This is a genomic window from Pontibacter sp. HSC-36F09 (assembly GCF_024171605.1).
GTDB lineage: Bacteria > Bacteroidota > Bacteroidia > Cytophagales > Hymenobacteraceae > Pontibacter.
Map to the genome: position 1 here is coordinate 289,865 of NZ_JALKAA010000004.1, position 26,108 is coordinate 315,972.

Genomic DNA, 26,108 nt, shown 5'->3' on the forward strand with positions numbered 1-26,108 from the left:
GAATATCAGCTTTCTAAATTCTAAACTCCCTTCAGGTATACCCTGAATTCTGAGCCTTTACCCTGTTCGCTGTCGCACTCTATTTTGCCATCGCAGTTCTCCACGATCCGCTTCACGATAGCCAGGCCGACGCCGGTGCCTTCTACGTGCGCATGCAAGCGCTTGAACATGTCAAATACCTTTTTCCGGTCATCCGATCTTATACCAAGCCCATTGTCTTTGACACGGAACACGGTATAGGCACCTTCGCGGTAAGTGCTGACCTCGATCAGCGGCGGACGCTCCGGTGAGCTGTACTTGATGGCATTCGATACGAGATTATAGACGATACTGCGCAGATTTTTTCGTGAAAAAACCATTTCCGGCACCTCAGAAAAGTCTGTGTCGATCGTGGCGTCGTATTTGAGAATCAGGTCCTGGATATTCATGGTCACATCATCGATCAACTCCGCAAACCGAACACTTTCGATGGGTGCTTCGTCCTGGTGCTGCAGCTTGGCCACTTCAGTCAGGTCCATAAGCGTGTGCTTGAACCGACCGATGGCATCCTGAATCATGTGCATGATGATGTTCAACTCACCGTGATCAGGCTCGGGGTTATCCAGCACCTCTCTCAGCGCCACTACCAGCCCTTCGATGTTATTAATAGGGGCTTTCAGATCGTGTGAGGCGGTATAGACGAAGTTGTCCAGGTCTTTGTTCACGCGGGTGAGTTCGGCTGTGCGGGCGTTTACTCTTTCTTCCAGCTCGCGGTTAATCTCCTGGGTGCGTTTGTGGGCGAGTTCTACTTCTTTCTTTTGCAGGTAAAAGCGCACAAAAGCCGTTACTTTGGCCTTGGTGATGGCAGGGTGCAGGGGTTTAAACAGAAAATCCACGGCACCGGCCTCAAATCCCTCCATCACATGCACATCCTGCTGGTTAATGGCCGTCACGAAGATGATCGGAATGTCGCGTGTTTTGGAAATATCGCGCAGGTAGCGGGCTACTTCGTAACCGTTCATACCGGGCATCTGCACATCCAGCAAAATAAGGGCTATTTCTTCCTGCAAAGCAATTTTCAGGGCTTCTTCGCCTGAATTGGCAAGCAGGTAGTCGGTATTGTCGCCGTCTTCCGACAGCAGGCTCGCCAGGCTGACAAGGTTTTCCTGCTTATCGTCCACGAGCAATATCTTTACCGGATGGGTAGTAGTAGGCAAGGTCGTAATAGGTAAGATATCGTGGTCAGTGTCCATGTAAGGTTAGCAAATAAGCTTGTATGCGCTCAACATTTAGGATACTACAGCCGGGTGTGCTCTGGATGGCTGCCAGCGGCATAGTGGAAATTTCCGCTTCGCCGGGGTGCTGCACGATGGCGGTGCCCCGTTGGTCAAATATATACTTTAATCCTGAACTTCCATCCTTGCTGGCGCCACTAAGTAATATCCCCACCGTATTTTTCCCGAAAACATCGGCTGCGCTGGTAAAAGTCACGTCGATAGAAGGGCGCGAGTAGTTCTCCAACTCTGAATCGTCAAGCGAGAAGGTATGGTCTTTTTCGAGCAGCACATGGTAGTTGGCTGGGGCAATGTAGACGTGGCCAGCCTCCAATGGGGCTTTATCATCAATTTCCACCGCTTTCAGCGCCAGCTTTTTTTCGTAGAGTTCCTGCAGATTGCCCTCATAATTGCGCAAACGGTGCAGCACCAGCACGATGGGAATGCTGTAGTCGGCAGGGAGGGCCTGCAGTATTTTCATTGACGCCTGTATGCCGCCCCAGGATCCACCAATTACGATCAGTCTGGATGTGTCGTGCATCAGGAGTTTTTACGGTAAATACGGTTGTTTTTGTCTACGAAGTCATACCTGTTGCTGATGTCTGACATGGCCAGTGTTTCTTTTTTGCCCAATGCCAGGTAGCCCAGACTTACCAGACTCTCGTCGAAAAGCTGGTAAACGCGCTCCTGCAGTGTCCGGTTAAAGTAGATCAGCACGTTACGGCACACGATCAGGTGAAATTCGTTGAACGAGCTGTCGGTAGCCAGGTTGTGCGGGTAAAACACCACATTCCTGACCAGCGACGAGTTGAACTTCACGCTGCCGTAGTTACTGGTATAGTATTCTGCAAAATCTCGCTTACCGCCCGCTGCATAGTACGCTGCGGTATAGGCCGTCATGTTTGTAGCAGAGAAGATGCCGTCCTTCGCCTGCCGCAATACCTTCTGGTTGATGTCGGTAGCGTAGATCTTGGTGCGACCCAGCAGCCCTTCTTCCTCCAGCAGGATTGCCAGCGAGAAGAGCTCCTCGCCGGTAGAGCAGCCCGCGTCCCATACCTTGATGAACGGGTAGGTAGACAGGATCGGCAGCACGTTCTCGCGCAGCGACTTGTAAAACGTAGGGTCGCGGAACATCTCGGTCACGTTCACGGTAATCTCCTGTAGGAAATTCTCGAAGAAGAAACTGTCCGTGAACAAAAACTTGCGCAGGTCTCCGATGCTCTGCAGGTGCTTCTGCCCCAGAAAGCGCTTGATGCGGCGGTACACCGAGGCCCGGGCATAGCCGCTGAAATCGTAACCGTAAGCTGTGTGTATTTCCTTGATGAGCGCCTCTACCTCCAGCTCAAACAAATCATCCTGCTCAGGCTTCATACAACCAAACCCGCATCAGGGTAAGCAATTTATCGGTATCTACTGGTTTCGGAATATAGTCAGAAGCCCCGGCTTCAATGCATTTTTCTCTGTCTTCTTTCATGGCCTTGGCGGTGAGTGAAATGATCGGCAGTTGCTTAAAACGTAAATCCGACCGGATTCGTTTTGTCGCTTCTATACCGTCCATTTCCGGCATCATCACATCCATCAGCACCATGTCTATACCTGCTTCGGTGTCAAGTTTTTCAAGGGCCTCCTTGCCATCATAGGCAGCTATTACCTGCATGCCGTGGAGCTCCAGCAGACTGCTCAGCGAGTAGATGTTGCGCACATCGTCGTCTACCACCAGTATCTTTTTGCCGCGCAGCACTTCCTCGGGCACGTGCAGCTTCATCTTGAACTCGTTGCCCGGCGGCAGCTTCTGGTTGACCTTGTGCAGGAAGAGCTGCACCTCGTCGAGCAAGCGCAGGTATGAGTACTCGTTTTTGATGATGATCGTGTTAGCGAACTCCTTCAACTTCGTCTCTTCTTCCTCGCTCAGGTCTTTGCCGGAGTAAATGATGATCGGAATGTCGCCGAGCTTGGTCTGCGACTTGATGCGCTTCATCCAATCATAGCCTTTCATACCCGGTAGGTTCAGGTCAAGGATGATGCAGTCTACTTTTTGCTTGGCCAGCACTTTTTCGGCTTCTTCTGCGGAGTAGGCGGAGGTTGACTTGAGTCCGTGTGCCAGCAGCAGTTCGGCCACGGCTTTGTTCTCAATATCATTGTCCTCCACGATCAGGATGTTCTCGATGTTCGCGCCCGACTTGTTCACGATAGAGCCAAAGGCCTTGTTCAGCATTTCGAGTGTTACTGGTTTTGGCAGGTACTCTTCGTTTTCAGCGTGCTCCCCGATCACCTCTTTGTCGTAGGCCGACATGACATGCACGTTGATATTGCGGAGGTTCTTGTCTTCACGCACTTTTTTGAGCACGTCCCAACCCGACATGTCGGGTAGCTGGATGTCGAGGAGCATGGCGTCGGGCTTGTGCTGCAAGGCCATGCGCAGGCCGTCGCGACCCGTAAAAGCCTGGTGCACCCTAAAGTTTTTGGCCTTGGCGAAGTCAGCTAGGATGTCGCTGAAGCCCTTGTCGTCTTCCACGATCAGCACACAGATATCTTTTTTGTCCTGGCGCTCCATGTTTAGGAAAACCTGCCCCATGCTCTGGCTCTTTTGTTGCGCCGATGATGGACCAGCAACTGCGGCAGGACGAGACGCTGAATTATGGGCAGGAGACTGTCGCTGCGCAGGTATAGCCGAGCCATTTACTGCGCCGAATGGCACACGCGGCAGGTATAGCGTGAAGGTGCTGCCCTTGCCCGGCTCACTCTCAAGCATCAGTTCGCCGCCCAGCAAAGTAGCGAGCTCTTTGCTGATCGTAAGTCCCAGACCCGTGCCACCGTACTTGCGGGTAGTGGAGGTGTCGGCTTGCTGGAAGGCTTCGAACACCATCTCCTGCTTGTCCTGTGCTATACCTATACCTGTGTCGCGCACGGCAAAGGCGACCACATCCTGGGCTTCGCGCAGCTGCTCCGATCTGAAAGCGGGACGCTGCGTAACCAGGTATACCTGGAACTCTACTTCGCCGCCCTCGTCGGTAAACTTGATGGCATTGCCGATGAAGTTCTTCAGGATCTGCTCCAATCGGAAACGGTCGGTCACGATGCTGTCGAATGCACCTGCTATGTGGCGCTCTTTGAAGTTGATCTGCTTTTTGGCAGCCAGTTCCCTAAACATCGGCCTCATTGAAATGTCGGACAGTTGCAGCTCCTCCGTCTCCAGCTTCACCATACCTGACTCGATCTTAGAAAGGTCCAGTATCTCGTTGATCAGCCGCAGCAGGTCGTTGCCAGACTTGTGGATGATGTGGGCATGGTCGATCTGTTTGGTGGACAGCGTATTCTCAGCGTTGTCGGCCAGCAGACGTGAAAGGATAAGGATACTGTTGAGCGGGGTGCGCAGCTCGTGGCTCATGTTGGCCAGGAAGTCGCTTTTGTACTTGCTCACGGTTTCGACCTGCTGTATTTTCAGTTCGATCGCTTCGCGGGCATCCTCCAGGGCCTTGTTCTTGGCACCCAGTGCCTCGTACTGTTCTTCCAGCAGTTGTGCTTTTTCTTCGAGCTCGGCGTTCTTTTCCTGCAGTTCTTCCTGGTTCACGCGCAGTTCTTCTTCCGATGCCTTCAGCTCGGCATTAAGCTGACGCAGTTCCTCCTGTTGGGTCTCCAATTCCTCGGCCTGGTTCTGTGTTTCGTAGAGCAGTTCCTGGGTATGCAGGTGGGCCTGCAGGGTATGGATGAGGACTGAAATGCGTTCGGAGGCGGAGTCGAGCAGGCGGCGCTGCACCTCGGTGTAAGGCGTGCGGGAAGCCAGTTCCAGGGCCCCAACGATGGTGTTGCCAAAATAGAGCGGCATGATGATGACCGTGGCCGGTTCAATATCAGTAAGACCGGTGCGGATGCGCAGGTATTCTTCCTGCACGCCTTCGAGCACTTTTACCTTGCGTTCCTGCACCGTCTGACCTACTGTACCGGTTCCAACTTCAAACACAGGCAGCTGCGCTTTGCTCTTTTGCAAACCATAGCTGGCGGCAGGTTCTAGTTTGCCCGCGTTGTTGTGCAGGTATAGCACACCCGCTTCGGAGTCGGTGTAGTTGCAGAGGTAGGAGAGGGCGTGTTTGGACACGTTGTCGAGTGTGGACTCGCCCCCGATCAGATTGCTGAGTTCGGCCACGCCGGTCAGCACCCAGTTGCGGTTGGCATTCTCGGTGGTGTAGGAGTGCAGGTTTTCCTTCATGGTGCGGATGGACAGGCTGAGCGTGTCTGCCTCGCTCTGTGGCTCCACATCCATATCGTAGCGGCCCTGGCCAATGGCTTTGGTCACCTCCGAGAGCATCACCGTTTTCTTGACCACCCCTCTGAAAGAAGAAGCTACACTGCCAATCTCGTCGGTGCTGTTAATGTCGATCTGCACGTCGGTGGCACCCAAGCGGATGCGGTCAGCAGCATTTTTGAGGCTGGCAAGGGAGCCGGAGATCAGACTGATGATGTAATAAGACAGGAAGCCAACCAGCAGCAGGATAGCCGCCAGGCTGGCAAACAGTATCTGCAGGTAGCGTTCTTTGCTTATGGTCTCGGCTTCAACTCCTGCTCTGATCTGGTCTATCAGGGTTACCTCCGCTTTGCGCAGGGCCTCGATGTTATTGGTGAAAAGGGTATAGACTTTGAGAGGCTGAAACCTGTTTAAGTCTGTTTCGGGATTCTCCTGAAATGTTTTCAGAATGGCGTCGCCGCGCTTGTACTCGTCCGATACCACGATTTGCTGCACCACGTTGACCGCGTCTTTCTCGCCATAACGGTAAAACTCCCCAAGGGCAGCAGAATGTGCGGTGTACTGCGCCATCAGTTGCGCATAATCCTGGTATGAGAAAATCCCTTCCTGCAGAGATTTCATGAGCAAGCTACGCATGCGGGCAAGGTGTATCTTTGCTTCCGATAGACTCTTGAAACTGATCAACTGCTTGCTGATTTCAGAATTGTTAATGCCGATGGCGCTGGCATCCATGCGGTTGAGCATGCTGAAAATAAAATCTGAAGAATAGCGCCGGAAATCCTCTGGGTCTAGTTTGCCCTTATCGAGTTCGCTACGGTATTTTTTGAGGTCATCGAGCATGCTGAGGGCCGGAAAAGTCCGGTTGGTCTCGCTCAGGAAATTGGTCAACTCCAGTCCGGCTGCATCCGTCAAACCGCGTTGGGCGCGGGCATCCAACATAAAGGCGGAGTCGCCGGCAGAGGCGGCCAGGATACGGGCCCTTTCCCGCTGGAAGGCATGCACCAGATCAGAGATTTTTTCTGACTCGTTTAGCTGCACCACTTCATTTTTCAGCTTCTCGTTGTCTTCGAGCTCACGCTGCACGGTGGTGGCCACAAAATAAACGAGCGGGAAAAGGAGCAGGGCCAGCAGGAGAAGGAGTTTATCCCTGATCTTCAGGTTTTTGATGATGTTCATCGAGCGTGCGTTGGTTTAAGCAAGGGTGAATAGGAACCTGTTGAATATGCAAGTTAGGAAAACATAAGGAATTCTGGGATACGGGTATAGGAAAAGCCCGGGCAGGTTGCCATCGTCTTTCCCTAGGTCGTGAACCGGCTTGGGAAAGCCGATGTGCTGTGGAATCTTTTTTATCAAATTTTAATAAATATTTATTGTTTTACGATAAATAATTTTTTACTTTCGATCTATCTAAATGATAAAACTATGAAAACACCAGGCAAAACCAGAACTGAGCAGATTCTCCGGGTGATGTACGTACTGTCGTGGATCGCGTTCATTGGCCTGCTGGTAAAAACAGGCGCCATTATGACTTCCTTTGGTGTGAGTTTGTACAATCCGGAAGCTTCACACAATCTATATAAAGGTTTGAGTCTGTATGATCTGCGGGAGCACAGTTTCTGGTACTACACGCAGGTTGTTTCCCTGATGATTGCCTTTTCGGGCCTGAAAGCCTATATTTTTTATTTGGTGATCCAAGCCTTGTCGAAAGTGAACTTGACAAACCCTTTCACTATGGAAGTGGCAGTCCTGCTGGAAAAGATCAGTTATGTGCTGATCGGCATTTGGGCAGTGGCGCTGCTATATAACGCACAGACGGAGTGGTTTGCCAAAAGGCAAATAATAAACCTGGATCACTGGTCAACCGAAGGCTTCTTTTTAATGGCGGGACTGGTATTCATTATCTCCCAGATATTTAAACGCGGGGTGGAGATTCAGGCTGAAAACGAACTAACTGTATAAGACATGCCAATAATTGTGAACCTGGACGTGATGATGGCCAAGCGAAAAATGTCTTTGAACGAACTCTCAGAAAAGGTGGATATCACGCTGGCCAACCTGTCTATACTCAAAACCGGAAAAGCCAAAGCAATTCGTTTCAGCACCCTCGAAGCCATCTGCAAAGCACTCGACTGCCAACCCGGCGACTTGCTGGCTTATGGCGCAGATGAACATACAAGTTCTTAAAATAGAGAGGAAGCTATACCTGGCTATACCTATACCTGCAGGTATAGCGCTATGTCCTGATCAGGTTTTTGATGAGAGTTGAAGGTCTGGTATTTACCTGGTTCGCCTGATCATAAATCCGTTTTCCACCTTCTCGAATCCTACTTTGGGGTAATACTCCATGGCGGCCGGAGCTGACAGAAGCAGCAGCATCGTTTGTTCTCCAATCATCTCCTTTGTCAAAGCAATCAACTGCCTGCCGATTCCTTCTTTCTGATACTCCTTCCGAACGGCTAGATCTGACAAATAACAGGTATAGCAGAAGTCGGTCAGTGAGCGTGCTATACCTATCAGTTTCTCTCCATCCCAGGCCGACACAACCAGGTTGGAGTTAGCATACATCCTCTCGATGCGCGCATGGTCTGCAGTCGGGCGGTTTATACCTGAGCTGTTGTACAGGTCGATGATGAGCTGCGTGTCTGGGGTGAAGTCTGATCGATAGGTGATTTCCATGGGGGAGGTTAGTAAACCTTGTTGGGAGTTCGTTTTCAGTCTAACAGCATTGTAAGCTAAACCAAGATTTGTCAAATTTTTGATTCAGTAAGTCGTCTTTCCTTATCCAAAAGTAAAGGCGTCCTACATCTCCCCACATCATTCCATTTTCTTCGTTACTGTCAATTTGTAAAAGAAGTCGCCAGTTTTTTGCGTTTGGTTCAAGTTCTTTCGCTCTAGGATCGTTGTAGCCGGAAGGGTCACCACAATAAAGCCCATTTGTTACAAGTTCGCACTCAAATTCCATATCATTTTGAATGTTGTCAGAGTAGCCTAAAAGTTTATTTAAATTTCCGTCATCATAAACTTCTTCCCAGAATTTGTCGTCTTCTCCATCTTCAAAATCATCATAAACTTCGTGTCCGTAAGAAGGCAAACTGATTTCAGATTTCACTTCAACTGAACAGGGTTTAAAGCAGGAATATCCTGGCAAATCGTTAGGGAAATCATTTCTTCGTAATTCAGACAAATTGCCGTTCCAATAAATTACTTTGAATTTGTTTTTGTCTTTATAATCAAAGCCCCAAGCTTCTTGTTCTGCTGAATAAAAAAAATACAGCATGCCCGACTTTGGCAACAAATTGTCTTTATCAAATTTCGAAACTTCTGTCAGATTTATTTGAGCGATAAAGGATAGTGGTTTTGTGATCGTCTCTTGTTTTTTGCTGCTGAAAATCAGAAACTTTTTTTCTGTTGTTTCAATCGTGTTGGTTTCTGATACCCAGGCAATTTCGTTAGGTAAATCAGGATTACCACCAATTTTAGTTTGTCCTATACCTATAGTATTGTCGTCGGCTTCTGTTTGATAAAGTCTGATAGTGTTTCTCAATGATGGTTGCAACCTATCAAAATACTTTCCAAGTCCGTTTACATCGAGTCTTTGTTGTAGTTTTTCTAAGTTCATTTCGGTGTCGCTATAAAATGACTGCCTAACGGGCTCGTACAGCAGAAGCTCTTGTTATAATAAGGGTTAAGGCTTCCGTTGTTGACGGAAGTACTATCTAATTATCACTACTCCATTATTAGCGGTGCTACCATAAATTTTTTGTGCTTCATCTGCAGAAAGTACCACTATGGATTTAACCTTAGAAAAATTTAGATTTATTAGCATACCCTCAACATTAGGTTTTAATATCTCACCATCGATGACATACATTAAGTTATCTCTGTCATCGGGCTCGTTTATTGTTTTATCATGATATTCTTTTGAAATACTTGAGAGTTTAGGTCTGTATTTACTGATCGCATATTTCTTAGTTATCAACAAGACAACGCCATTTTCTATATTATTCTTTATATTTTTTGGTACCTTTTTGTCTGATTTTTCATAGATAGTTATCTTGGCAATGTCATTGGGATCAATATTATTTAAAGCACTTTTATGTCCCACCTTTTCATAGTCTACAAAAAATACTGTTTCATCAGTTATTCTTTGTAAAACTTCTGTTTCATTCCACTTCTTCCCGTTAGTGGTTATTAAGCTGGATGAGCAACTTCCTAAGCAAAGCATGGAAGCGCAAGCGAATATGATCTTGATTAAATTCATTTTCAAATATTTATTTAGATTTTGTATGCTGTTACTACCAACGGACTGGGTTTTGCCATGGCGTAGCTATGGTAAAGGTGGGGTTATAAGACTTTATTTTTTCATGCCTAACCAAAGGCTTCCACGTTTAAAAGAGTATACTTCTGTTATGTTACCTATTGGTTCATCCAGCTTTTCTGTCCGATGTGGTTTCCTAAGTTGCTTCTCAAACCATACTTTAGTTTCTTCAAAATCTTGTTTTGAAACATAATATTCTGGTTCTCCAATTTCGCAATTATCGTAGCTGTCTTCATCTAAATGGTAGTCCCAGTTAAACTGTTCAAGCCTATTCTTTAGAATTCCATAGTTGCGTGTTTGGAGTGCCTTAACTTTAGATGGTTTGTGGAAAATATTTTCATAGTACTCTATCCTATTCCCTATAGCACAAACCACCTGTGACCTTGAAAACCGTGGCTCGTAAAGCCAAATCTTCAAATAGTAAGGCTGACTTAACTGGTCAAGCTGTAATTTCCAGCAATCATAAATATCAAGAAGCCCTTTGAGGATTTCTTGCTTAATCTTCCCCTTCGGTGCTGGTGCAGAACTTTTGATAATTGAGATGTCACACCAAGGATGCACTATTATGTCTATGTGGTCACTTCCATTCCTCTTCAGGTAGTCAAGATTAAGATCCAGATTTTTCCGTCTCCACTCTTCAACTTGCTTATGGCGTCTCTTATGCCCACGAACTTTTTGTATTCTCATCTAATCCTTAAAATGGCTTATAACTTGTTCAAAAGCGAATACATACGGTTATTGACACCATATCAAAAGGTCTCTCCCTAATCCTCCCGCTCCAGAACTATCAAATTGGCAGAAGCCCGGTTCAACGCAATCGGGATGTTGTTGAGAACGGCCGTGCGGATGAGGGTTTGGATGTCGTGCTCGTGGCCGTGTGGGGTTTCCACGTCGATAAAGAAAATCACTTTCTGGATCTGTCCTTGTAGCAGGCGGGCGGCCAGCAGAATGTCACCACCACTGGGGCCGTGACCGAAAGGCTCGATGTTCAAGTCGAGCAGTTCGTTGATCAGCTTGGCGGTATTGGTAGTGCCGATCAGTTTGTATTGGCGGAGAGCCTGCTGGTTTTCTTTTACCCAGTTCAGCAGTTCTGTTTTTTTGTTGTTGTGGGCGATGAGTGCAATCGTTGACATAAAATTTCAGGTATAAGGTATAAGTACAACACCGCTGCCTGGGTGTCGCACAAGTGAAGATAGCGCTTTTCCTATTAATTGTTGATACCCTGAAGTTCGAAAGATTACGGGATGGCAGGAGTAGCAGCGCTACTACAATGGCTTTGTATATAAAAAAAAGCGCCGCCGATAACTACCGACGACGCTTTTGGTAACAGCCTTGGTGGAAGACCGCTTTCTATCCCGTTTTTGTAAAAGGGTACTCTATTAAATCAATCCCTCATCGTTTAATCCGGCTGATAGCCGCTCAGGTTCTCCATGTATTTCTGCCCGGAGCCGGTGTTAAGTAACAAAATTTCTTCGTCGTACTGAATGAAGCCGGTGTCCAGCAGTTTGCGGGTAGCCATCCAAACGGCTGCTCCCTCCGGTGCTACAAACAGCCCTTCGCTGGTGCCGAGTTCTTTCAGACCGGTAATCATTTCCTCCTCCGAAATGCTGATGGCCGTTCCACCAGATTCGTGCAGCGTATGCAGCATCAGTTGCTCGCCCAGCGGACGCGGAACAGCCAGTCCGTTGGCGATGGTTGGTTTGCCCATGTAGTTATGGGCGTTTGCCTGCCTTCCGTAGTAAGTCTCTACCAGCGGACGGCAGTTTTCGGCCTGCACGGCCACCATGCGGGGCAGCTTTATGTTTTCCGGCAGCCAACCTATTTGTTTCATTTCCTTGAAGGCTTTCCAGATGCCGATCAGCCCGGTGCCGCCGCCTGCCGGGTATAGGATCACGTCCGGTAGTTGCCAGTTGCCTTGCTCGGCAATTTCGTAACCCATGGTTTTCTTGCCCTCGAGGCGGTAAGGCTCCTTCAGTGTCGACACGTCCAGCAGTTCGCCTTTGCTGTTGAGTTCTCTCACTTTGGCGGCACAGTCGTTGATCAGGCCGTCCACCAGCACCACTTCAGCTCCATACCAGTAGCACTCGTCCCGGAAAGCCTTGGGCGTATGGCGGGGCATCACCACGGTGGCGCGCATACCTGCCTTGGCACAATAGGCGGCCATCGCGACCCCGGCATTGCCGGCCGTAGGTATAATGCAGCCCTCCACGCCGTGCTCTTTGGCTTTGGAGATGGCCATGCTCAGTCCGCGGGCCTTAAACGAACCGGTTGGGTTCTGCCCTTCGTCTTTCAGCAGTAAATGCTGTAGTTCGTACTTCCGAGCCAGGTTCTTCAATTCCAGGATAGGGGTATAGCCCTCGCCCAGGCTCACGATGTTTTCTTTGTGCAGCACAGGCAGCATTTCGAGGTAGCGCCACATGGTGCCTTCCCGGGTGAGCAATGCCTCTTTTTCAGGCACGACGTCAGGGGAATAGCCAGCCAGAAGCGGGAGCTGGCAGCAGGCTGAGACCGTTTGTTTATCAAAAGGAGAGTAAGGGGCGCCACAGCCGGAGCAGGTCAGGGTGCTCAGGTGACTAATAAGAGGTTGAAGCGTCGTTTTCATATCAGTATCTACGGCAAATTGCACTCCTGATATGACCAAACAAAATAGCTAAAAGGAATAGGCTATTCCATTTTGGAATAATAACGCTTGGTAAACTGAATGAAGTTTTTGTAAGGGAAATTATTCTCGGTGCCTTTGCGCTGGATGAAGTTGAAGCTCCGTTTGATGGTTAGTCCGTTGATGGGTACCTGTACCAGTTCGCCTGACTGCAACTCTTTAATAACAGCCTGCCGGGGCAGGAAGGAAAGACAGGTATCTACCCGCACAAAGTTTTTAAGGGCCTCCGTGCCGCCCAGTCTTATTTTAATAGGGAGTTCGTTCAGCTTCACTTGTTTTTTCTCCAGCGCCATTTCCAGCACGGCCAGTGTACCCGAACCACGTTCGCGCAGCGCCAGCGGAATATCGTATAGGTCACGGATCTCGAGTTGCTGCTTTTTGAGCGGATTGCGCGAAGAGCAGACCGCGATCACCTCGTCCGTCAGAAAAGGCATGTAGGTCACGTTGCTCACCTTATTGACACCCTCCACGATGCCCAGGTCTATTTCATGGTCGAGGAGGGCTTTGAGGATGTTCTCGCTGTTGCGGTTCTTGAGGTCGAGCTGCACGTTCGGGTTCTTCTGCAGGTACGCTGAAAGCACAGGTGGCAGGATGTAAAGTGAGATGGTGGTGCTGGCCCCCAACACCATGTTCACCTGCGGCGAGAAACTCTCGCTGAGCTGCTTGAAGTCCTGGAACAGCTCGTGCTGCAGTTGCTTGGCCGACAGCAGTTTGTCGTACAGCAGCCTGCCGGCAGGCGTGAGCACCACGCTGTTGCCTAGTCGCTCAAAGAGGCCGGTTTTATAGAACTCCTCCAGCGCTTTGATGTGCTTGCTGATGGCGGACTGGCTGATAAAGAGCGTCTGGCTGGCTTTGGTAAAGCTCAGCAGCCGTGCCACTTCCATAAAAATCTCGTGCCTGTGAGAGAGCATGCCTGTCGAAATGTGTTCCTGCCAATATAACGAAATGCCTTGGTGTTTGGTAGCAGCTATACCTGAAAGGTGTTAATGCTGCTGCGCCGTGATCTGATCGACCAGTTCTTCGTCGGTTACAGCCTCCAGCCAGTCTTTTGGCAGCTGCAGTCGCACCGTCTGGGCGCCGCCGCTTGGGGTGCAGACCACCGTCACCTCGCCGTTTGTGTCTTCGGTTAGTTCGGCTGCCTTTTCGGCGTTTTCTTTTGATAGGGTGCCATAGGCCTGCACGCAGGTCCAGGTGGTGTTTTCGGTGTCGGTTACTTCTCGTTGTGTAATCTTTTGTATTTTAAGTTATACCCTATACTCTTTTTGGCGGTAGAAGATGCTAGTACAACAAAAAAGCCCCGGCCATTTTATTTAGCCGGGGCTTTCGGAATGATACGTATTGAATAGCTATTGTATCCGAATCAGTCGCAGGTGGTCGATCATGGCCTGGTTAATTTCGCCGTTCATGTTCTCGTTTTGCGGCTCAAAAGTGAGTGACAGTTGATTGGTGCCTTTCTCGAGCTGCACCCATACCTTGTTGGTATAGCCCCAGTCGCTCCACTCGCCGATGCCGCGCTGTGGCAGCACAATGGTACCGGCCATTTCCTTGCCCTTGCGGAGGGTACGCATGGCTGATTTGTTGTCGGTGTTGATCGGGCCATTGCCGTTGGCATAGCGGAAGTCAATGGCATACAAACCGGCCTGCGGAGTATTTACTTTAAAGTTGATGGTCGTGTTTGTCTTTTTGCTCACTTCCACAAAGCCTTTGCCCATGAAGCCCTTGTATGGTTGTTTGGCTGGGGTAGCTGCTGCTTCCGCTTCGTATACCTGTTCCATTGCTTTGGCATACACCGGAATTGGCTCGCTGGCAAAAGAGCCATAACCTGCCGCATCGGTCGCGATCACCTGATATTCGGCATAGCCATTGGGTTGCACTGCTATACCTGTTTCTTTGGTATCCTGCATTGGCTTGCCATTACGCAGCACGGTATACTTCACCGCTCCTTCCACAGGTTGCCAGCTATACCTGCCATTAGCGAAAGTGGCAGTGGGGGCAGGAGGCGTCACGTGGTGGGCCACTTTGTTTTGGCTGCCCTTGTCGCTTATTTCATTAGCGAGCACGATCTGTATATTGTGCTGACCGGTAAGACTGGCAGGTATAGCGGCACCTTCCAGAGGCTGACCATCCAGGGTGATCGAGCGAATGCTGTTGCCGAAGCCCTGCATCTCAATGTTGAGCACGGCATTCCTATACCTGAAGTTGGTGAGTTGATGATTACCTTTGTATACCTCCGGCACAAAGGGTTTGAACACCAACTGATCCGCCTGAAAGTTCATGCCGAAAAGCAGTTTGTAGGTCATGCCCAGGAAGCCGCCCACACTCCAAAGCTGGCGGTCGGAGTTGACCTGCGTGCCGGCATAGTCGCCGTTGCTGGCCACAAAGTTCTCTTTGTTGGTGAGGAACAAAGCAGCTGGGCGGTAAATGGCGTTCAGGCTCTCCAGAGTAGCAGTTTCGTTGCCGGCTTTGGCGGCGGCCAGTGTCCAGTAGGCCTGCACGAAGGGCCAGATGCCGTTGTTGTGGTAAGGCGGAATGTTCGGGATCTGCGGGAAAATGCTCGGCACACCAAAGTCATACACCGGTGTGTTGGCCACGATTTGTTTCGCTCTGTCAGAATCTGCTATACCGAAGAGCACCGTCAGGGCCTCGCCCAGCGCTTCAGACCTCGGGGAGAGTGACATATAGTTACGGCCGTACAGGTACTGCCCGTAATGGCCTTTATCTTCCTGCCACAAGTGCTGGTTTATACCTGCCTTGATGCGCGCGGCCAGTTGGCTATACCTGTCAGCCGCCTGTTTGTCGTTTAGCATGGTCGCCATCTGGCTTAACAGCGTATTAGCCTGATAATGTACGGCGTTTGTGCCCAGGTTCTGCGAAGCGTAAATATCAGCGGGCTGCATCCATTTAGGGTAGGTCTGCTCGCGCCAATCCAGGAAGGAGGATTCGCCGCGCATCAGGTTCGTTTTCTGGTCGAAGGCATTGAGCAGGTCGTCTTCCACAGAGTTACGGATGATCTCGTAAGATTCACGCAGCCAATTCTGGTCACCGGTAACAGTGTAAATTTCCCAGGCGGCAATGCCCCACACAATGCGGTCGGTCGACACTGGATAGGCACCACCAGTACCGGTGTCCTGGATGATGCGTTGGTTCTTCACTTTACGCATCAGACTTTTGCGGGCTATCTCCGGTTCAATGGCGGCTAATCCTAGTATCAGAGCGTAGCTGATGTCTCGGGTCCACACGCCGGCCCATTCTTTGCCCGTCCGGAAAGTGCTGTCGGCCTCGATGTTCTTCACTACTTCCTCCAGCGTCATGTTATAGAGCGCATCGGTCAGCACATAGTCAGATTTGTACTGCGGATAGTGGTCGATCTTCGAGCTCAGCTTCCAGTGCGATGCCGTGAATTTCTCTTCGCGGTGTGCGTTCATGGTGAGCGTCACTTCATAAATGCCATCGCCGTCCGGGTCTTCGAGCTGCATGCCTTTGCGACTCGCCAGGTTGTCGAAGTCCCAGGAAAGGGGAGTCGTATTGCCGGCAATATAAACTCCCTTGAAATCGTCTTTGTATACCTTGCTGCCGTTATAGGCGGTGTAGAAACCGTTCTTCTCAAAAGCTGCCAGCACTTCCCGCATATCCACCCGCACCGTCAGTGGTGTGTTTGGCGGTAGAAAAGCCTTTGGTGGAGCGGGGGGAGTCGCTTTCAGCTGTTGACCAAACTTGATGATCGGGGTTTCGCAGCTCCCGCCTTCCTCGGCGAGGCAGATGAACTGGTGGTCCATACCCGGTGGCATCTCGTTGTCCTTGCTGTTGATGCTGAACTTGAACATGATCTCCGGCGACTGGAATTCATTGGCCGGGCTTTGGTAACTGGAGGTGATCTCGGTAGGGGAGATGGCCTTGGCCACATAGTCGCCTTGCACGATTCGATCAGGGTATAAGCTGTAGGCCTGGGATTGCCAGAGTGGGTTTTCGCTGCTGACTGTAGCGGTAGTTGTGCCGGTGTCGGCGGTGTTGCCCGTGTCAGGTTGCTGTGTTTTGCAGGCTGTAGCTGTTAGTAGGGCTGCCAGGCCCAGGGTATGTATGTAATAGTGTCTTTTCATGATCAATGTTTGTAATGTTTTATACCCGTGTTGGTTGCAGGTATAGTCACTGCTTTTATTTCATAGCTTGCCCTCGCCGGGCGGGCCTTACTTTTTTCCTTGATGAAAAAAGTAAGCAAAAAAATCAAGACGATTTTGAACTCGCTGACCGCTCAAACAAAAAATCGTCATTGGAGCACCGGGCCAATGTGACTTGTTGTATAGCTACCGGGGCAAGTTAGTTTTTCGACGCGTGCCAGTGGTATATGTGGTATGTGTCAAATCCTACTGCGCTTATACCTTCATAGTGGCGGTAGCCGAAACTCCCCTCCTTGGACAAGGAGGGGCAGGGGTGGTTGGACCCGGGGTAGCTAGACAGTGCTACGAAGCTTATACCTGTAGAATGGCAGTATCCAAAAGTCCCCCTTTGAAGGGGGCAGGGAGGTGTTAATCCTCCATGAAAATTCTGTCAATCCTTTAATCCTGTAAATCCTTGGGGTAAGGGCGCTATATAAAGATCCAGACAAACTATTCCCCCTTCACCCCAAACTTATAAACCGTCGTCTCGCTGTACTTTTCGCCTGGCCGGATGATTGTCGAAGGGAAGCTCTTCTGATTCGGGGAATCGGGGAAGTGCTGGGCTTCGAGGCAGAGGCCGGCGTAGCGGTTGTAGGTCGTGTTGTTGTGGCCGGTCAGGGTGCCGTCCAGGTGATAGGCGGTGTAGAACTGGATGCCGGGCTGTGTGGTTTGAACCTGCATCACCCGGCCAGTGCTGGGGTCTTCCACAGTCGCAGCAGGTACCAGTTTGTCGCCACCGTTGCGTACCACGTAATTCAGGTCGTAGCCATAGCCCTGCAGGTTTTCGATGCGGTCGCCTACGCGGGTTGGCGTGGTAAAATCGTACGGCGTGCCTTTCACTGGCTTCAGCTCGCCGGTAGGTATAAGCGTCTTGTCGGAAGCAGTGAACTGGTCTGCGTGGATCGTGACGATGTGGTTGAGGATGTCCTTTTCCTTGCCCGCGCTTAGGTTGAAATAGCTGTGGTTGGTGAGGTTAACCGGGGTGGCTTTGTCGGTAGTGGCTTCGTAGTCGATCTTCAGGGCGTTAAAGCCTGTTAGAGTATAGGTCACCACCACAGTAAGGTTGCCGGGGTAGCCTTCTTCGCCATCCTTGCTCACGTACGTCAGCCGGATCGCGTTCTGCTTTTGCAGGGGCTCGGCTTGCCACACCACTCTGTCGAAACCGGTGATGCCGCCGTGCAGGTGGTTGGGTGCATCGTTCGCAGCCAGGGTATACTCTTGTCCGTCCAAAGAGAACTTTCCCTTGGCAATGCGGTTGGCATAGCGCCCCACAATGCCCCCGAAATGCGGATCGTTGGGTACGTAATCGTCCACGCTGTCGAAACCGAGCGCTACTTCGCCTAATTTTCCGTCACGATCAGGTGTCTGAATAGAGGTGACAATAGCGCCGTAATTTGTGATTTTGACGGTCATGCCGTTGGCATTGGTCAGGGTATAGAGCTGCACTTCCTGCCCGTCAGGGGCGGTGCCGAAGGGTTCGGATTTTATTTCCATGTTGTTCACTTGATTACTCATACTTTGTCCGGGCTGACCCGGCTTGCCGCCGCAGCCTGTCAGTGTCGCGACACTCAGACAAGCATAGAACGCCAGGGAGCGCAAGGTATAGAGGCCTTTTCGTTTTTTCATAAACTCTTTTCGGGTTGGTTTATTTTCTAATGATAAGGGAACTGTACGGTGGTAGCTGCGCTGTAGAACCATACAGTTTGGCAGCATTGTGCTGATGAATCAGCTGCTTGTGCTCCTGCAGACTGGCAGGTATAGTAACGCTCACTTCTTTGCTGGATAGGTTGTGCAGTACCAGTACTGATTCATCACCCATGGTACGCACAAAGGCACTCACCGCCCGGTTGCTCAGGTTCACCGGTTCCAGTTTTCCTTGTGTCAGGGCTTTGCTGCTGTTGCGCAGCTGGATGTAGGCTTTGTAGTGGTTGAGGAGCGAGTTCGGATCCTGTGCCTGCTGTGCCACTGGCTTCACATTCTGCTCGGTGCTAAACTTCGGCGTTACCCAGGTGGTGCGGCAATCGTCGTTGGTTTTGGTGTCCCACAGGAAAGGCTCCCGGATCATCTCATCCGGCTTCTTGCCCTGCATCCCGATCTCCTCGCCATAGTACACGTATGGAGCGCCAGGTAATGTAAAGAGTAATGCCGCCGCTACTTTAGCTTTGTTCAAGTCGCCGTCCACTTCGCTCATGATGCGGTTCTGGTCGTGGTTGCTCAGGATAGTGGCGTCCACAAAATTTGGATTCACCTGCTGATACGTGTTGATAATGCGGTCATGGTGGATGGCCAGCGAATCGCCATTTCCAGTCTTCAGAGCATCAAGTATTTTCCAGCTCATCTCGAAGTTGAAGAGGGCCGGAAGGCCTTTGGTATAAGGGGCCACCACATCAGCCTCAGCCCATACTTCACCCACCAGGTATACGTCCGGCTTCACTTTTTGCATCTCGGCTCTGAACTCCTCCCAGAAAGCATGATTATCGGCTGGTCTGTCATCCGGGAAAATGTGGCGGGCCGCATCCAAACGGAAACCATCCACACCCACTTCCTCGAGCCAGTAGCGACCTACTTTATATACCTCCTGCCGTACTTTCGGATTGTCGAAATTGAGGTCGGGCATGCCTCCCCAGAAGTAGCCGAAGTATTTGTAGTCGCTGCCTTTCACCTCATGCCAATGCTGGACGTTGTGGGAGTCATCGCCAGTCGTTTTGCCCTCGCCTTTGGTCTGCGGATCGTCTTTGTGCGCCCACACATAGTAGTCGCGGTAAGGACTTTTCTCGTCTTTGGCCGCCTCCAAAAACCAGGGATGCTGGTTGCTGGAGTGGTTCACCACCAGGTCGATCACCACTTTGATGTTGCGTTTGTGCGCCTCCTCCACAAAGGTCTTAAAATCCTCCATTGTGCCGTAGTCGGGGTGAATGCCGGTATAGTCGTTCACGTCGTATTTGTGGTAAGAAGGAGAGGGGCTCATCGGCATCAGCCAGACGCCTTCTATACCTAGCTCATCCAGATAATCAAGCTTCGAAGTCATGCCTTTGATATCGCCTATGCCGTCGTTGTCGGAGTCGCAGAAAGACTGCACAAAGATCTCGTAACTCACACTGTGCGGCCACTCACTGGCCTTGGCTTCTGACTTAATCCCGACTTCACTGCCGAGTACTGTAGGTGCACTGCATCCCGTCGCCAGGTATAGCGCAGTTATAAGCAGGAGGTGATGCAGGTTTCGTTTTTTCATGGTTGTTTATGTGTACCCATTCCCACCAGTGTAGCTAGGCTCGTGGGAGTGGCTTGGGTTTAGAATACGGATGATCAAGTGGGCTTAACATAGAAAACCCGACAGAGCGGAGCTGCCTGTCGGGTTTGCTAGGATTAAAGTAGCTGTTCGCAGCAGGATACTTTTGTAAAGTCTGGGTGCGAGTGTAGCATCTTAAAGCTTGGTCAGTGTATAGGTATAGTTACCTGGGTTGGCCAGATTCAACACCACTTCGTACCGACCCGCCTCTGTTATTTTGATGTTGGAACCGCCATATTCCAGGCTGGCATCGGCATTGTCGTCACCTAAGTTAATGTCCCATTTGTCATTGGCTCTGAACTTGATCTCTCCAACAGACAATTGTAACGTGGCCTTCCATACCTGAGCAGTCGCATCGTAAGTCATGTCCTGATCGTTATCCCAGCTGCCGGTGGCGTCACCTATTACGCCCCATGTTGTCTTAATGGCCTCCCAGGTCAACTGGTTGGTGTTGGCTTTGAGCAGGTAGTAGCCTGCGCCGTCCACCTGCAGGTCGCTCCCTTTTGCAACCAGTGTACCTTTGTTGCCGCTGCTGGTGCCTCCAAAGTCGTTGTCCCAATTAGGTGCGGGGTTTATCTTGAAATTCGTCTTGTTATCAGGGAAGTTCACATAGCCTTCGTACACACCGTCGTCTTTAACAGATGACACTTTGGGTGCTTTGCCCGGGTCCCAGCCCTGGTGGCTGCCCGGCACCCACAGCGACACGTACTCAATGATGTCGAGAAATGGCGTCACTTTGAATGACACCACGTTGGAGTGAGTCGGTGTAACACTCTCTGCTACCGAGGATTTTACACGTACCTGCATCGTGCCTTCGTTGTTCGGAGCCAGACCCAGCTGCGTAGCCAGGGTATTCAGCTCTGCCACAGTAAGGGTTTCGCTCAGCATACCCGCAGTAGTTTCTACTTCCCTGGCTTCCGCAAAATCGCCGCTTTCGGCAATAAACTGCAGGGTATAGGTAACAGCTGCCTGGAAACCGTAGTCAGCGGCGGTCCAGTTCAGGGTGATAGCGTCCTCTGCTTTGTTTTCAGCAGCCAGCTCCACACTGTTGGCTGTGGCAGCAAGGGTAGGGACGGCACCCGAACGCAGTACCAGTTGCTCTTCTTCTTTCTCACATGAGAACAGCACCAGCGACATCAGGCACAAGGTGAATAACTTATTTATCGTGCTTTTCATATTTGATGATTTCAAAAAGTGATTTACCTACCTGAAAGCCGACTGCTTGTGCAGCTAGCTTCCAGTATATTTCAGATTATCGCGTATAGCCAGGATTTTGCGTCAGGTTCGGGTTGGCAGTCAGGTCTGTGGTTGGGATCGGGTAAAGTCTGCGGAATTCCTCCACACCTCTGCCCTCCGGATCACCGCCTTTCCACGGCCAAACATAGGTAGCTGATGTAAACCTGTTGAAGCGGATCAGGTCCGTTCTGCGGTGGCCTTCCCATTTCAGCTCGCGAGCGCGCTCGTTAATGATGAAATCCAGCGTAAGCTGACCTTGGCTGATTGCACCTCCGTTGTTACGCACGTTTCCGGCGGCATCGGTATAGGCGCGACGACGCAATTGGTTCACGTAGCCCAACGCGTCAGCAACAGAACCGCCTCCTCCACGCAGCACAGCCTCCGCATACATCAGGTACACGTCAGCCAGTCGAAACATCGGGAAATCTGTGTCCGGGTGGTTACCGCTTGGATCAGAACCTGCCTGACCCGCTCTGTTCACATTTTTGTATTTCGTGATCGGATAGCCTTCTGTAAAGGTGAAGATATCGCCAATCTCAAGGCTCTGTCCGTCGGTATGGAACATAGCGCGCTCATCCGGGGTTGCGTTGGTGCTCGGGAAAAGTTCCACAATGTTTTTGGTAGTGCGAAGACCACCCCAGCCACCGTTGATGCCAAAGGCGGCTGCGCTCATGCTGCCCCCAACCGGTGCGTGCACCAGGTAGGTCATACCGCCCCATGTAGTGGTGCGCATCCCGTCAAAGGTAATCGGGAAAATGATCTCGCTGGAGGTGTGGTTGTCTGCCAGGAATAAGTGGCCGTACTCTGCCTCCAACTGGAAGCGTCCTGAGTCGATCACCTTTTTAGAGTAGGTTACAGCTTCGGCATATTTGCCCTGGCCGGTGTATACCTCCGCGTTCAGGTATAGCTTGGCAAGCAGCGTCCAGGCGGCGGCCTTATCAGCTCTACCATATTCAAAGCCCGGCTCTCCCAGCTCATTTTCAATGGCCAGCAGTTCGCTCTCCACATAACTGAAAAGCTCGGCGCGCATCGTCTGCTCCGGTAAGAAAGAGCCTACCCGGTCTGTTTCCGTCACAAAAGGCACGTTGCCATACAGGTCGAGTGCATGCCAGTAGCTCAGTGCGCGCAGGAAGCGGGCCTCGGCACGGAAACGCTTGGCTTCCTCCAGGTTGGCGCCTGTGATGCCTCGCTCGCTCAGCAGGCCGTCCTGCGTTTCGCGGATGAACTCGTTTGTGAGCGATACCTGGTAGAAGATACGGTTGTAAAGCGCACGCAAAAATTCGTTGGCCGGAGTCCAGTCCATGTCATGCAGGTCGCGCAGGTTGCCGTCGTTCCAGGCAATGATCGCCTCGTCTGTCGACAGTTCCTGTGCCTGCCAGTACTGGCGCAGGTAGTTCGAAAAACCCTCGTCGATGCCACTGATGTCGGGGCGCCCGGCAGGACCCTGCTGGCCTGTCACGGCATAGCCGGCGTACATTTTTGCCAGGATGGGCTTGTAGTTGGCGAAGTCGCGGTAAACATTGGCCGACACCACATCGTACTTCGGCTCTATGTCCAGATCGTGGTCGCAGGAGGCAGCGGACAGGGAAATAACGCCTGCCAGTGCTATGTTTCTTATATTTCTGAAATTCAGAGTTCTCATAATAGGGACGAATTAAAGATTAACTGTCAGACCTAAGGTGTACACCCGCGGCCTTGGGTAAAAGTTATTGTCTATACCGCTGGCAATCTCAGGATCAAGACCGTTGTATTTGGTGATTACAAACAGGTTCTGGATGTTGGCATTCAGGCGCAGGTTCGCTTTTTCGTTGAAGATGCTGCCCACATTGTAGCCAAAGTTGATGTTCTCCATTCGTAGGAACGAGGCGTTCTCCATGTAGTAGTCAGAGAACAGCTGGTAGTTCATGAAATTGGTCTCCAGCACGTTCGGCGATACGTTGGTGAGGTAACCCGGGAACATAAAGGAGCGGTAGGCGCCGTTATTTGAGTAAATGTTATTATACATATAGTTGCCCACGCTGCCACGCATCACAAAGCCAAAATCGAAGTTGCCATAGGTTAGGTTAGAGTTGAAGCCTAGGAAGAAATCCGGCTCTGGCTTCTTGTAGCGGTAGCGGTCAGCTTCACTGATCACACCATCCTCGTTCAGGTCGGCATACAGGCCTTCGATCGGTTTGCCCTGCTCGTCATACACTTGCTTGTATACATAGAACACATCCGGGGCGTAGCCAACCGTTCTGATCTGGATGTTGTTGCCCACGCCACCGGCAATAGTGCCAACAGGGTAGCCTTCAAAGTTTGGATCTTCGACCTTGCTCAGATTCGTGATCTCACGCTTCTGGTACGTACCGTTAACGCCGATGCTCCAGGTCAGCTTTTCGTTGCTGATGGCCACGTAGTTCAGGGCTGCTTCCAGACCTCTTGTTTCCAGGTTGCCTACGTTTGTGATCAGTTCGTTCACCAGGTTGGTACCGGCAGGAACCGATACGAGGGCCAACAGGTCGCGGGTGTCTTTGAAGAAGTAATCGAGGCTACCGTTCACTTTGTTATTGGCAAAGCCAAAGTCTATACCTGCGTTATAGGTTGTCGTTTCCTCCCACTTAATACCAGCATCATAGCCCTCCGGACGGAGCAGGTTGTAGAACTGGTCGCCGAGCTGGTATTGTGCTGTGTTGTCGCTTATTGTATAGCGTGCCAGGTACGGAAAGAAAGGACCGATGTCCTGCTGGCCTGTTACACCCACACCTAAACGGAGCTTCAATTCAGATACAGCCGGTGAGTTTCTCAGGAATGCCTCTTCGTTGATTCTCCAGGCCAGTGCCAGCGCCGGGAATGTACCCCATCTAACGTCATCACTAAAGCGTGATGTACCGTCACGGCGCACGGTGGCTGTCAGGATATAGCGGTCGAGGAGCACGTAGTTCAGTCGGCCAAAGTAAGAGCGCAGGCGGTAGAAGTCGTTTGTAGGAAGTCCTGGCTCCAGATCGCTCAGCGGTGTTCCCTCTGCGTTAGTTGGGATAAACTGCGGGCTCTCGTTCTCGAACTCCTGGAAGGAGTAACCGGCTGTTGCATCGACGCGGCTGTTAATGCCGGTCAGATCTTTCACGTAGTTCAGGTAGAAGTCAACCAGACTGTTTTTCTTCTCCTGCTCAAACTGGGTACTTCTGCCTTTGTTAGGCGCCTCGGGTGCAAAGGCGGCCGGGTATAAAGTGGTGCCGTTGCTGTTGGAGCGATCAAAACCCAGGTTGAGGTTGGCTCTCAGGTCAGGCAGGAAATGAAGCTTGTAGTCCAGCTGTACATTACCAATGTGGCGCTTTACTTCACCACGGTCGTCGCGCTGCTCCAGCATACTTACCGGGTTGCGGGTAGCCAGCGGATTGTAGCGACCGTTGGCGTCCAACCATTGGAAGTAGCCACCAAACTCGTCACTGCCAGACATCACAGGCTGTGTTGGGTCCATTGCCACAGCCGCCCCAATGGCGCCTACGTCAGCAAACTTGCTGTCGGTGATCGCTCCTTTGTAGTTCAGGTTTACGGTTAAGTGGTCGTCGAGGAAGCTCGGGTTCAGGTTGACTCCGATTGAGCCACGCTCAAAGTTACCGGTGCGCAATATACCGTCTTGGTTCAGGTAGCCCAGCGATACACGGTAGGGGAGTTTTCCCACCGAGCCGCCTATGCTCAGGTTATTGTCCGTGGTGTAGGCTGTCTGAAAGATCTGGTCCTGCCAGTCGGTATTGTCGTTGCCGAGCAGTGCGATCTGCGAAGGAGTGCCCTGCTCGTTCACTACACTTCGGAACTCGTCAGCTCCTAGCACATCAACTGTTTTGCCCACTTTGGAGAGCGAGTGCTGTGTTGTAAAGGTTACCGCGAGCTTCTGCCCGGCAGTGCCTTTTTTGGTCGTGATGATGATTACACCGTTGGAAGCGCGCGAACCGTAGATGGCAGTTGCCGAAGCGTCTTTCAGAATGTTGAAAGTCTCGATGTCATTCGGGTTGAGGAAGTTGAGCGGGTTTGCCGCACCTGATACACCTGAGTTATCGAGTGGCACACCGTCGATAACGATGAGAGGATCGTTGCTGGCATTAAGAGAGCCACCACCACGGATGCGGATGCGGCTACCAGAGCCAGGCGCGCCACCGTTTGGTGTGATCTGCACACCGGCTACCTTACCCTGGATCAACTGCTCTGGAGTAGTGATCTGGCCTTGCACAAAGTCTTCGGAGGAGATCGCTGTTACGGCGCCCGAAATGTCGGATTTACGCTGCGTACCATACCCAACCACTACCACTTCCTGCAGAGCGCGGGCGTCGGTGCGCATTGTAATGTTGAAGTCAGTCTGGCCACCGATGGCCACTTCCTGTGTGGCGTAACCAATGAAAGAGAACACCAGCGTACCGCCTTCAGAAGGGGCTGGCAGTGTAAACTCGCCATTGGCATTGGTAGCAGTACCGCGGGTAGTGCCTTTGAGTACAACCGTTACGCCTGGCAGTGCTTCGCCATTCTCGTCTAACACGCGGCCACTAACGGTTACATCCTGCTGTACCGCCGTGCGTGGTTTGGCTACCACAGTTGTGGTGCTAGCTGCGGCAGGGCGTGCCTTCGAGATGATGTATACGCCCCTCACTTTTTTATAAGCCAGATTATTGCTGGCCAGCGTGGCACTCAGGAACTCATCCACGTTCTGCACGCCGCCTTTCGGCTCTGGCACAATCAGCTGCACGTCGTCGGCCAGACTGGCCTGGTAAGAGAACTGTATGCCGTGCGAGTTTTTGAGATCATTGAGCAAATCCTTGAGCGACTTGGCTGTCAGGGCCTGTCCGGAGGTGTGGTTTACTGCAAGGCTCGGACCAGGGCCCGGATAACCCTGAGCGGTCCCCGGTACCTGAAAGCAGCACAGGGCTACTGCCAAACCAAAGGAACCTAGTCTCTTAGTAGATTTATTTGACATAGATTATG

Annotated in this window: 20 protein-coding genes; 2 read left to right on the plus strand and 18 right to left on the minus strand. The window is 51.1% G+C overall.

The annotated features are described in order from the left end of the window. Positions 1-20: 20 nt before the first annotated feature. From L1278_RS14175 to L1278_RS14190, 4 genes are read right to left on the minus strand one after another with little or no spacing between them, the layout of a single operon-like run. Entirely contained in the window at positions 21-1,232 is a 1,212-nt protein-coding gene (locus L1278_RS14175) for an ATP-binding protein (RefSeq protein ID WP_253405529.1), read from the minus strand. Further along, positions 1,222-1,794: a chemotaxis protein CheB gene (locus L1278_RS14180; protein WP_253405531.1), complete on the minus strand. Its 573-nt coding sequence runs from the start codon at positions 1,792-1,794 to the stop codon at positions 1,222-1,224. Before L1278_RS14180 ends, L1278_RS14175 begins: the two co-directional genes overlap by 11 nt. After that, on the minus strand, positions 1,794-2,624 hold the full coding sequence (locus L1278_RS14185) for a protein-glutamate O-methyltransferase CheR (protein ID WP_253405533.1): 831 nt from the start codon (positions 2,622-2,624) through the stop codon (positions 1,794-1,796). Before L1278_RS14185 ends, L1278_RS14180 begins: the two co-directional genes overlap by 1 nt. Beyond that, positions 2,614-6,672, minus strand: coding sequence for a response regulator (locus L1278_RS14190; protein ID WP_253405535.1), 4,059 nt, complete (start codon positions 6,670-6,672; stop codon positions 2,614-2,616). The genes L1278_RS14185 and L1278_RS14190 overlap by 11 nt, the downstream gene beginning before the upstream one ends. Positions 6,673-6,918: 246 nt before the next feature. Between L1278_RS14190 and L1278_RS14195 the strand changes: the two genes are divergently transcribed. Together L1278_RS14195 and L1278_RS14200 are read left to right on the plus strand one after the other, a co-directional pair. Next, positions 6,919-7,455 (plus strand): DUF2975 domain-containing protein, encoded by a 537-nt coding sequence (locus L1278_RS14195; protein ID WP_253405537.1) that lies wholly within the window; start codon positions 6,919-6,921, stop codon positions 7,453-7,455. Between the two features lie 3 nt (positions 7,456-7,458). Then, positions 7,459-7,680: a helix-turn-helix transcriptional regulator gene (locus L1278_RS14200; RefSeq protein ID WP_253405538.1), complete on the plus strand. Its 222-nt coding sequence runs from the start codon at positions 7,459-7,461 to the stop codon at positions 7,678-7,680. A 93-nt stretch (positions 7,681-7,773) separates the two neighbouring features. Here L1278_RS14200 and L1278_RS14205 read toward each other — a convergent pair whose 3' ends face one another. From L1278_RS14205 to L1278_RS14270, 14 genes are all read right to left on the minus strand, one after another. After that, a complete protein-coding gene (locus tag L1278_RS14205; protein ID WP_253405540.1) occupies positions 7,774-8,172 on the minus strand; it encodes a GNAT family N-acetyltransferase in 399 nt (132 codons plus the stop codon). A 40-nt stretch (positions 8,173-8,212) separates the two neighbouring features. Next, on the minus strand, positions 8,213-9,115 hold the full coding sequence (locus L1278_RS14210; RefSeq protein ID WP_253405542.1) for a YwqG family protein: 903 nt from the start codon (positions 9,113-9,115) through the stop codon (positions 8,213-8,215). 93 nt (positions 9,116-9,208) lie between these two features. Then, the gene (locus L1278_RS14215) at positions 9,209-9,757 is read right to left on the minus strand and encodes a hypothetical protein (RefSeq protein WP_253405544.1); all 549 of its coding nucleotides are present in this window, start codon (positions 9,755-9,757) and stop codon (positions 9,209-9,211) included. A 93-nt stretch (positions 9,758-9,850) separates the two neighbouring features. Next, positions 9,851-10,501 (minus strand): hypothetical protein, encoded by a 651-nt coding sequence (locus L1278_RS14220; RefSeq protein WP_253405546.1) that lies wholly within the window; start codon positions 10,499-10,501, stop codon positions 9,851-9,853. A gap of 77 nt (positions 10,502-10,578) precedes the next feature. After that, on the minus strand, positions 10,579-10,947 hold the full coding sequence (locus L1278_RS14225; RefSeq protein ID WP_253405548.1) for a methylglyoxal synthase: 369 nt from the start codon (positions 10,945-10,947) through the stop codon (positions 10,579-10,581). A gap of 266 nt (positions 10,948-11,213) precedes the next feature. Next, positions 11,214-12,416, minus strand: a complete 1,203-nt coding sequence (locus L1278_RS14230) for a threonine synthase (protein WP_253405550.1) — start codon at positions 12,414-12,416, stop codon at positions 11,214-11,216. A gap of 62 nt (positions 12,417-12,478) precedes the next feature. Then, on the minus strand, positions 12,479-13,384 hold the full coding sequence (locus tag L1278_RS14235; RefSeq protein WP_253405552.1) for a LysR family transcriptional regulator: 906 nt from the start codon (positions 13,382-13,384) through the stop codon (positions 12,479-12,481). 72 nt (positions 13,385-13,456) lie between these two features. Continuing rightward, positions 13,457-13,654: a hypothetical protein gene (locus L1278_RS14240; protein ID WP_253405554.1), complete on the minus strand. Its 198-nt coding sequence runs from the start codon at positions 13,652-13,654 to the stop codon at positions 13,457-13,459. A gap of 165 nt (positions 13,655-13,819) precedes the next feature. Continuing rightward, a complete protein-coding gene (locus L1278_RS14245) occupies positions 13,820-16,570 on the minus strand; it encodes a trehalase family glycosidase (protein WP_253405556.1) in 2,751 nt (916 codons plus the stop codon). A 507-nt stretch (positions 16,571-17,077) separates the two neighbouring features. Next, on the minus strand, positions 17,078-18,253 hold the full coding sequence (locus L1278_RS14250) for an aldose epimerase family protein (RefSeq protein ID WP_253405558.1): 1,176 nt from the start codon (positions 18,251-18,253) through the stop codon (positions 17,078-17,080). A 19-nt stretch (positions 18,254-18,272) separates the two neighbouring features. Beyond that, a complete protein-coding gene (locus tag L1278_RS14255; RefSeq protein ID WP_253405560.1) occupies positions 18,273-19,859 on the minus strand; it encodes an alpha-amylase family glycosyl hydrolase in 1,587 nt (528 codons plus the stop codon). 192 nt (positions 19,860-20,051) lie between these two features. Continuing rightward, positions 20,052-21,092, minus strand: coding sequence for a SusE domain-containing protein (locus L1278_RS14260; protein ID WP_253405562.1), 1,041 nt, complete (start codon positions 21,090-21,092; stop codon positions 20,052-20,054). A gap of 76 nt (positions 21,093-21,168) precedes the next feature. Beyond that, positions 21,169-22,794, minus strand: a complete 1,626-nt coding sequence (locus L1278_RS14265) for a RagB/SusD family nutrient uptake outer membrane protein (RefSeq protein WP_253405564.1) — start codon at positions 22,792-22,794, stop codon at positions 21,169-21,171. 12 nt (positions 22,795-22,806) lie between these two features. Then, entirely contained in the window at positions 22,807-26,100 is a 3,294-nt protein-coding gene (locus tag L1278_RS14270) for a TonB-dependent receptor (protein ID WP_253405566.1), read from the minus strand. Between the last annotated feature and the right edge of the window lie 8 nt (positions 26,101-26,108).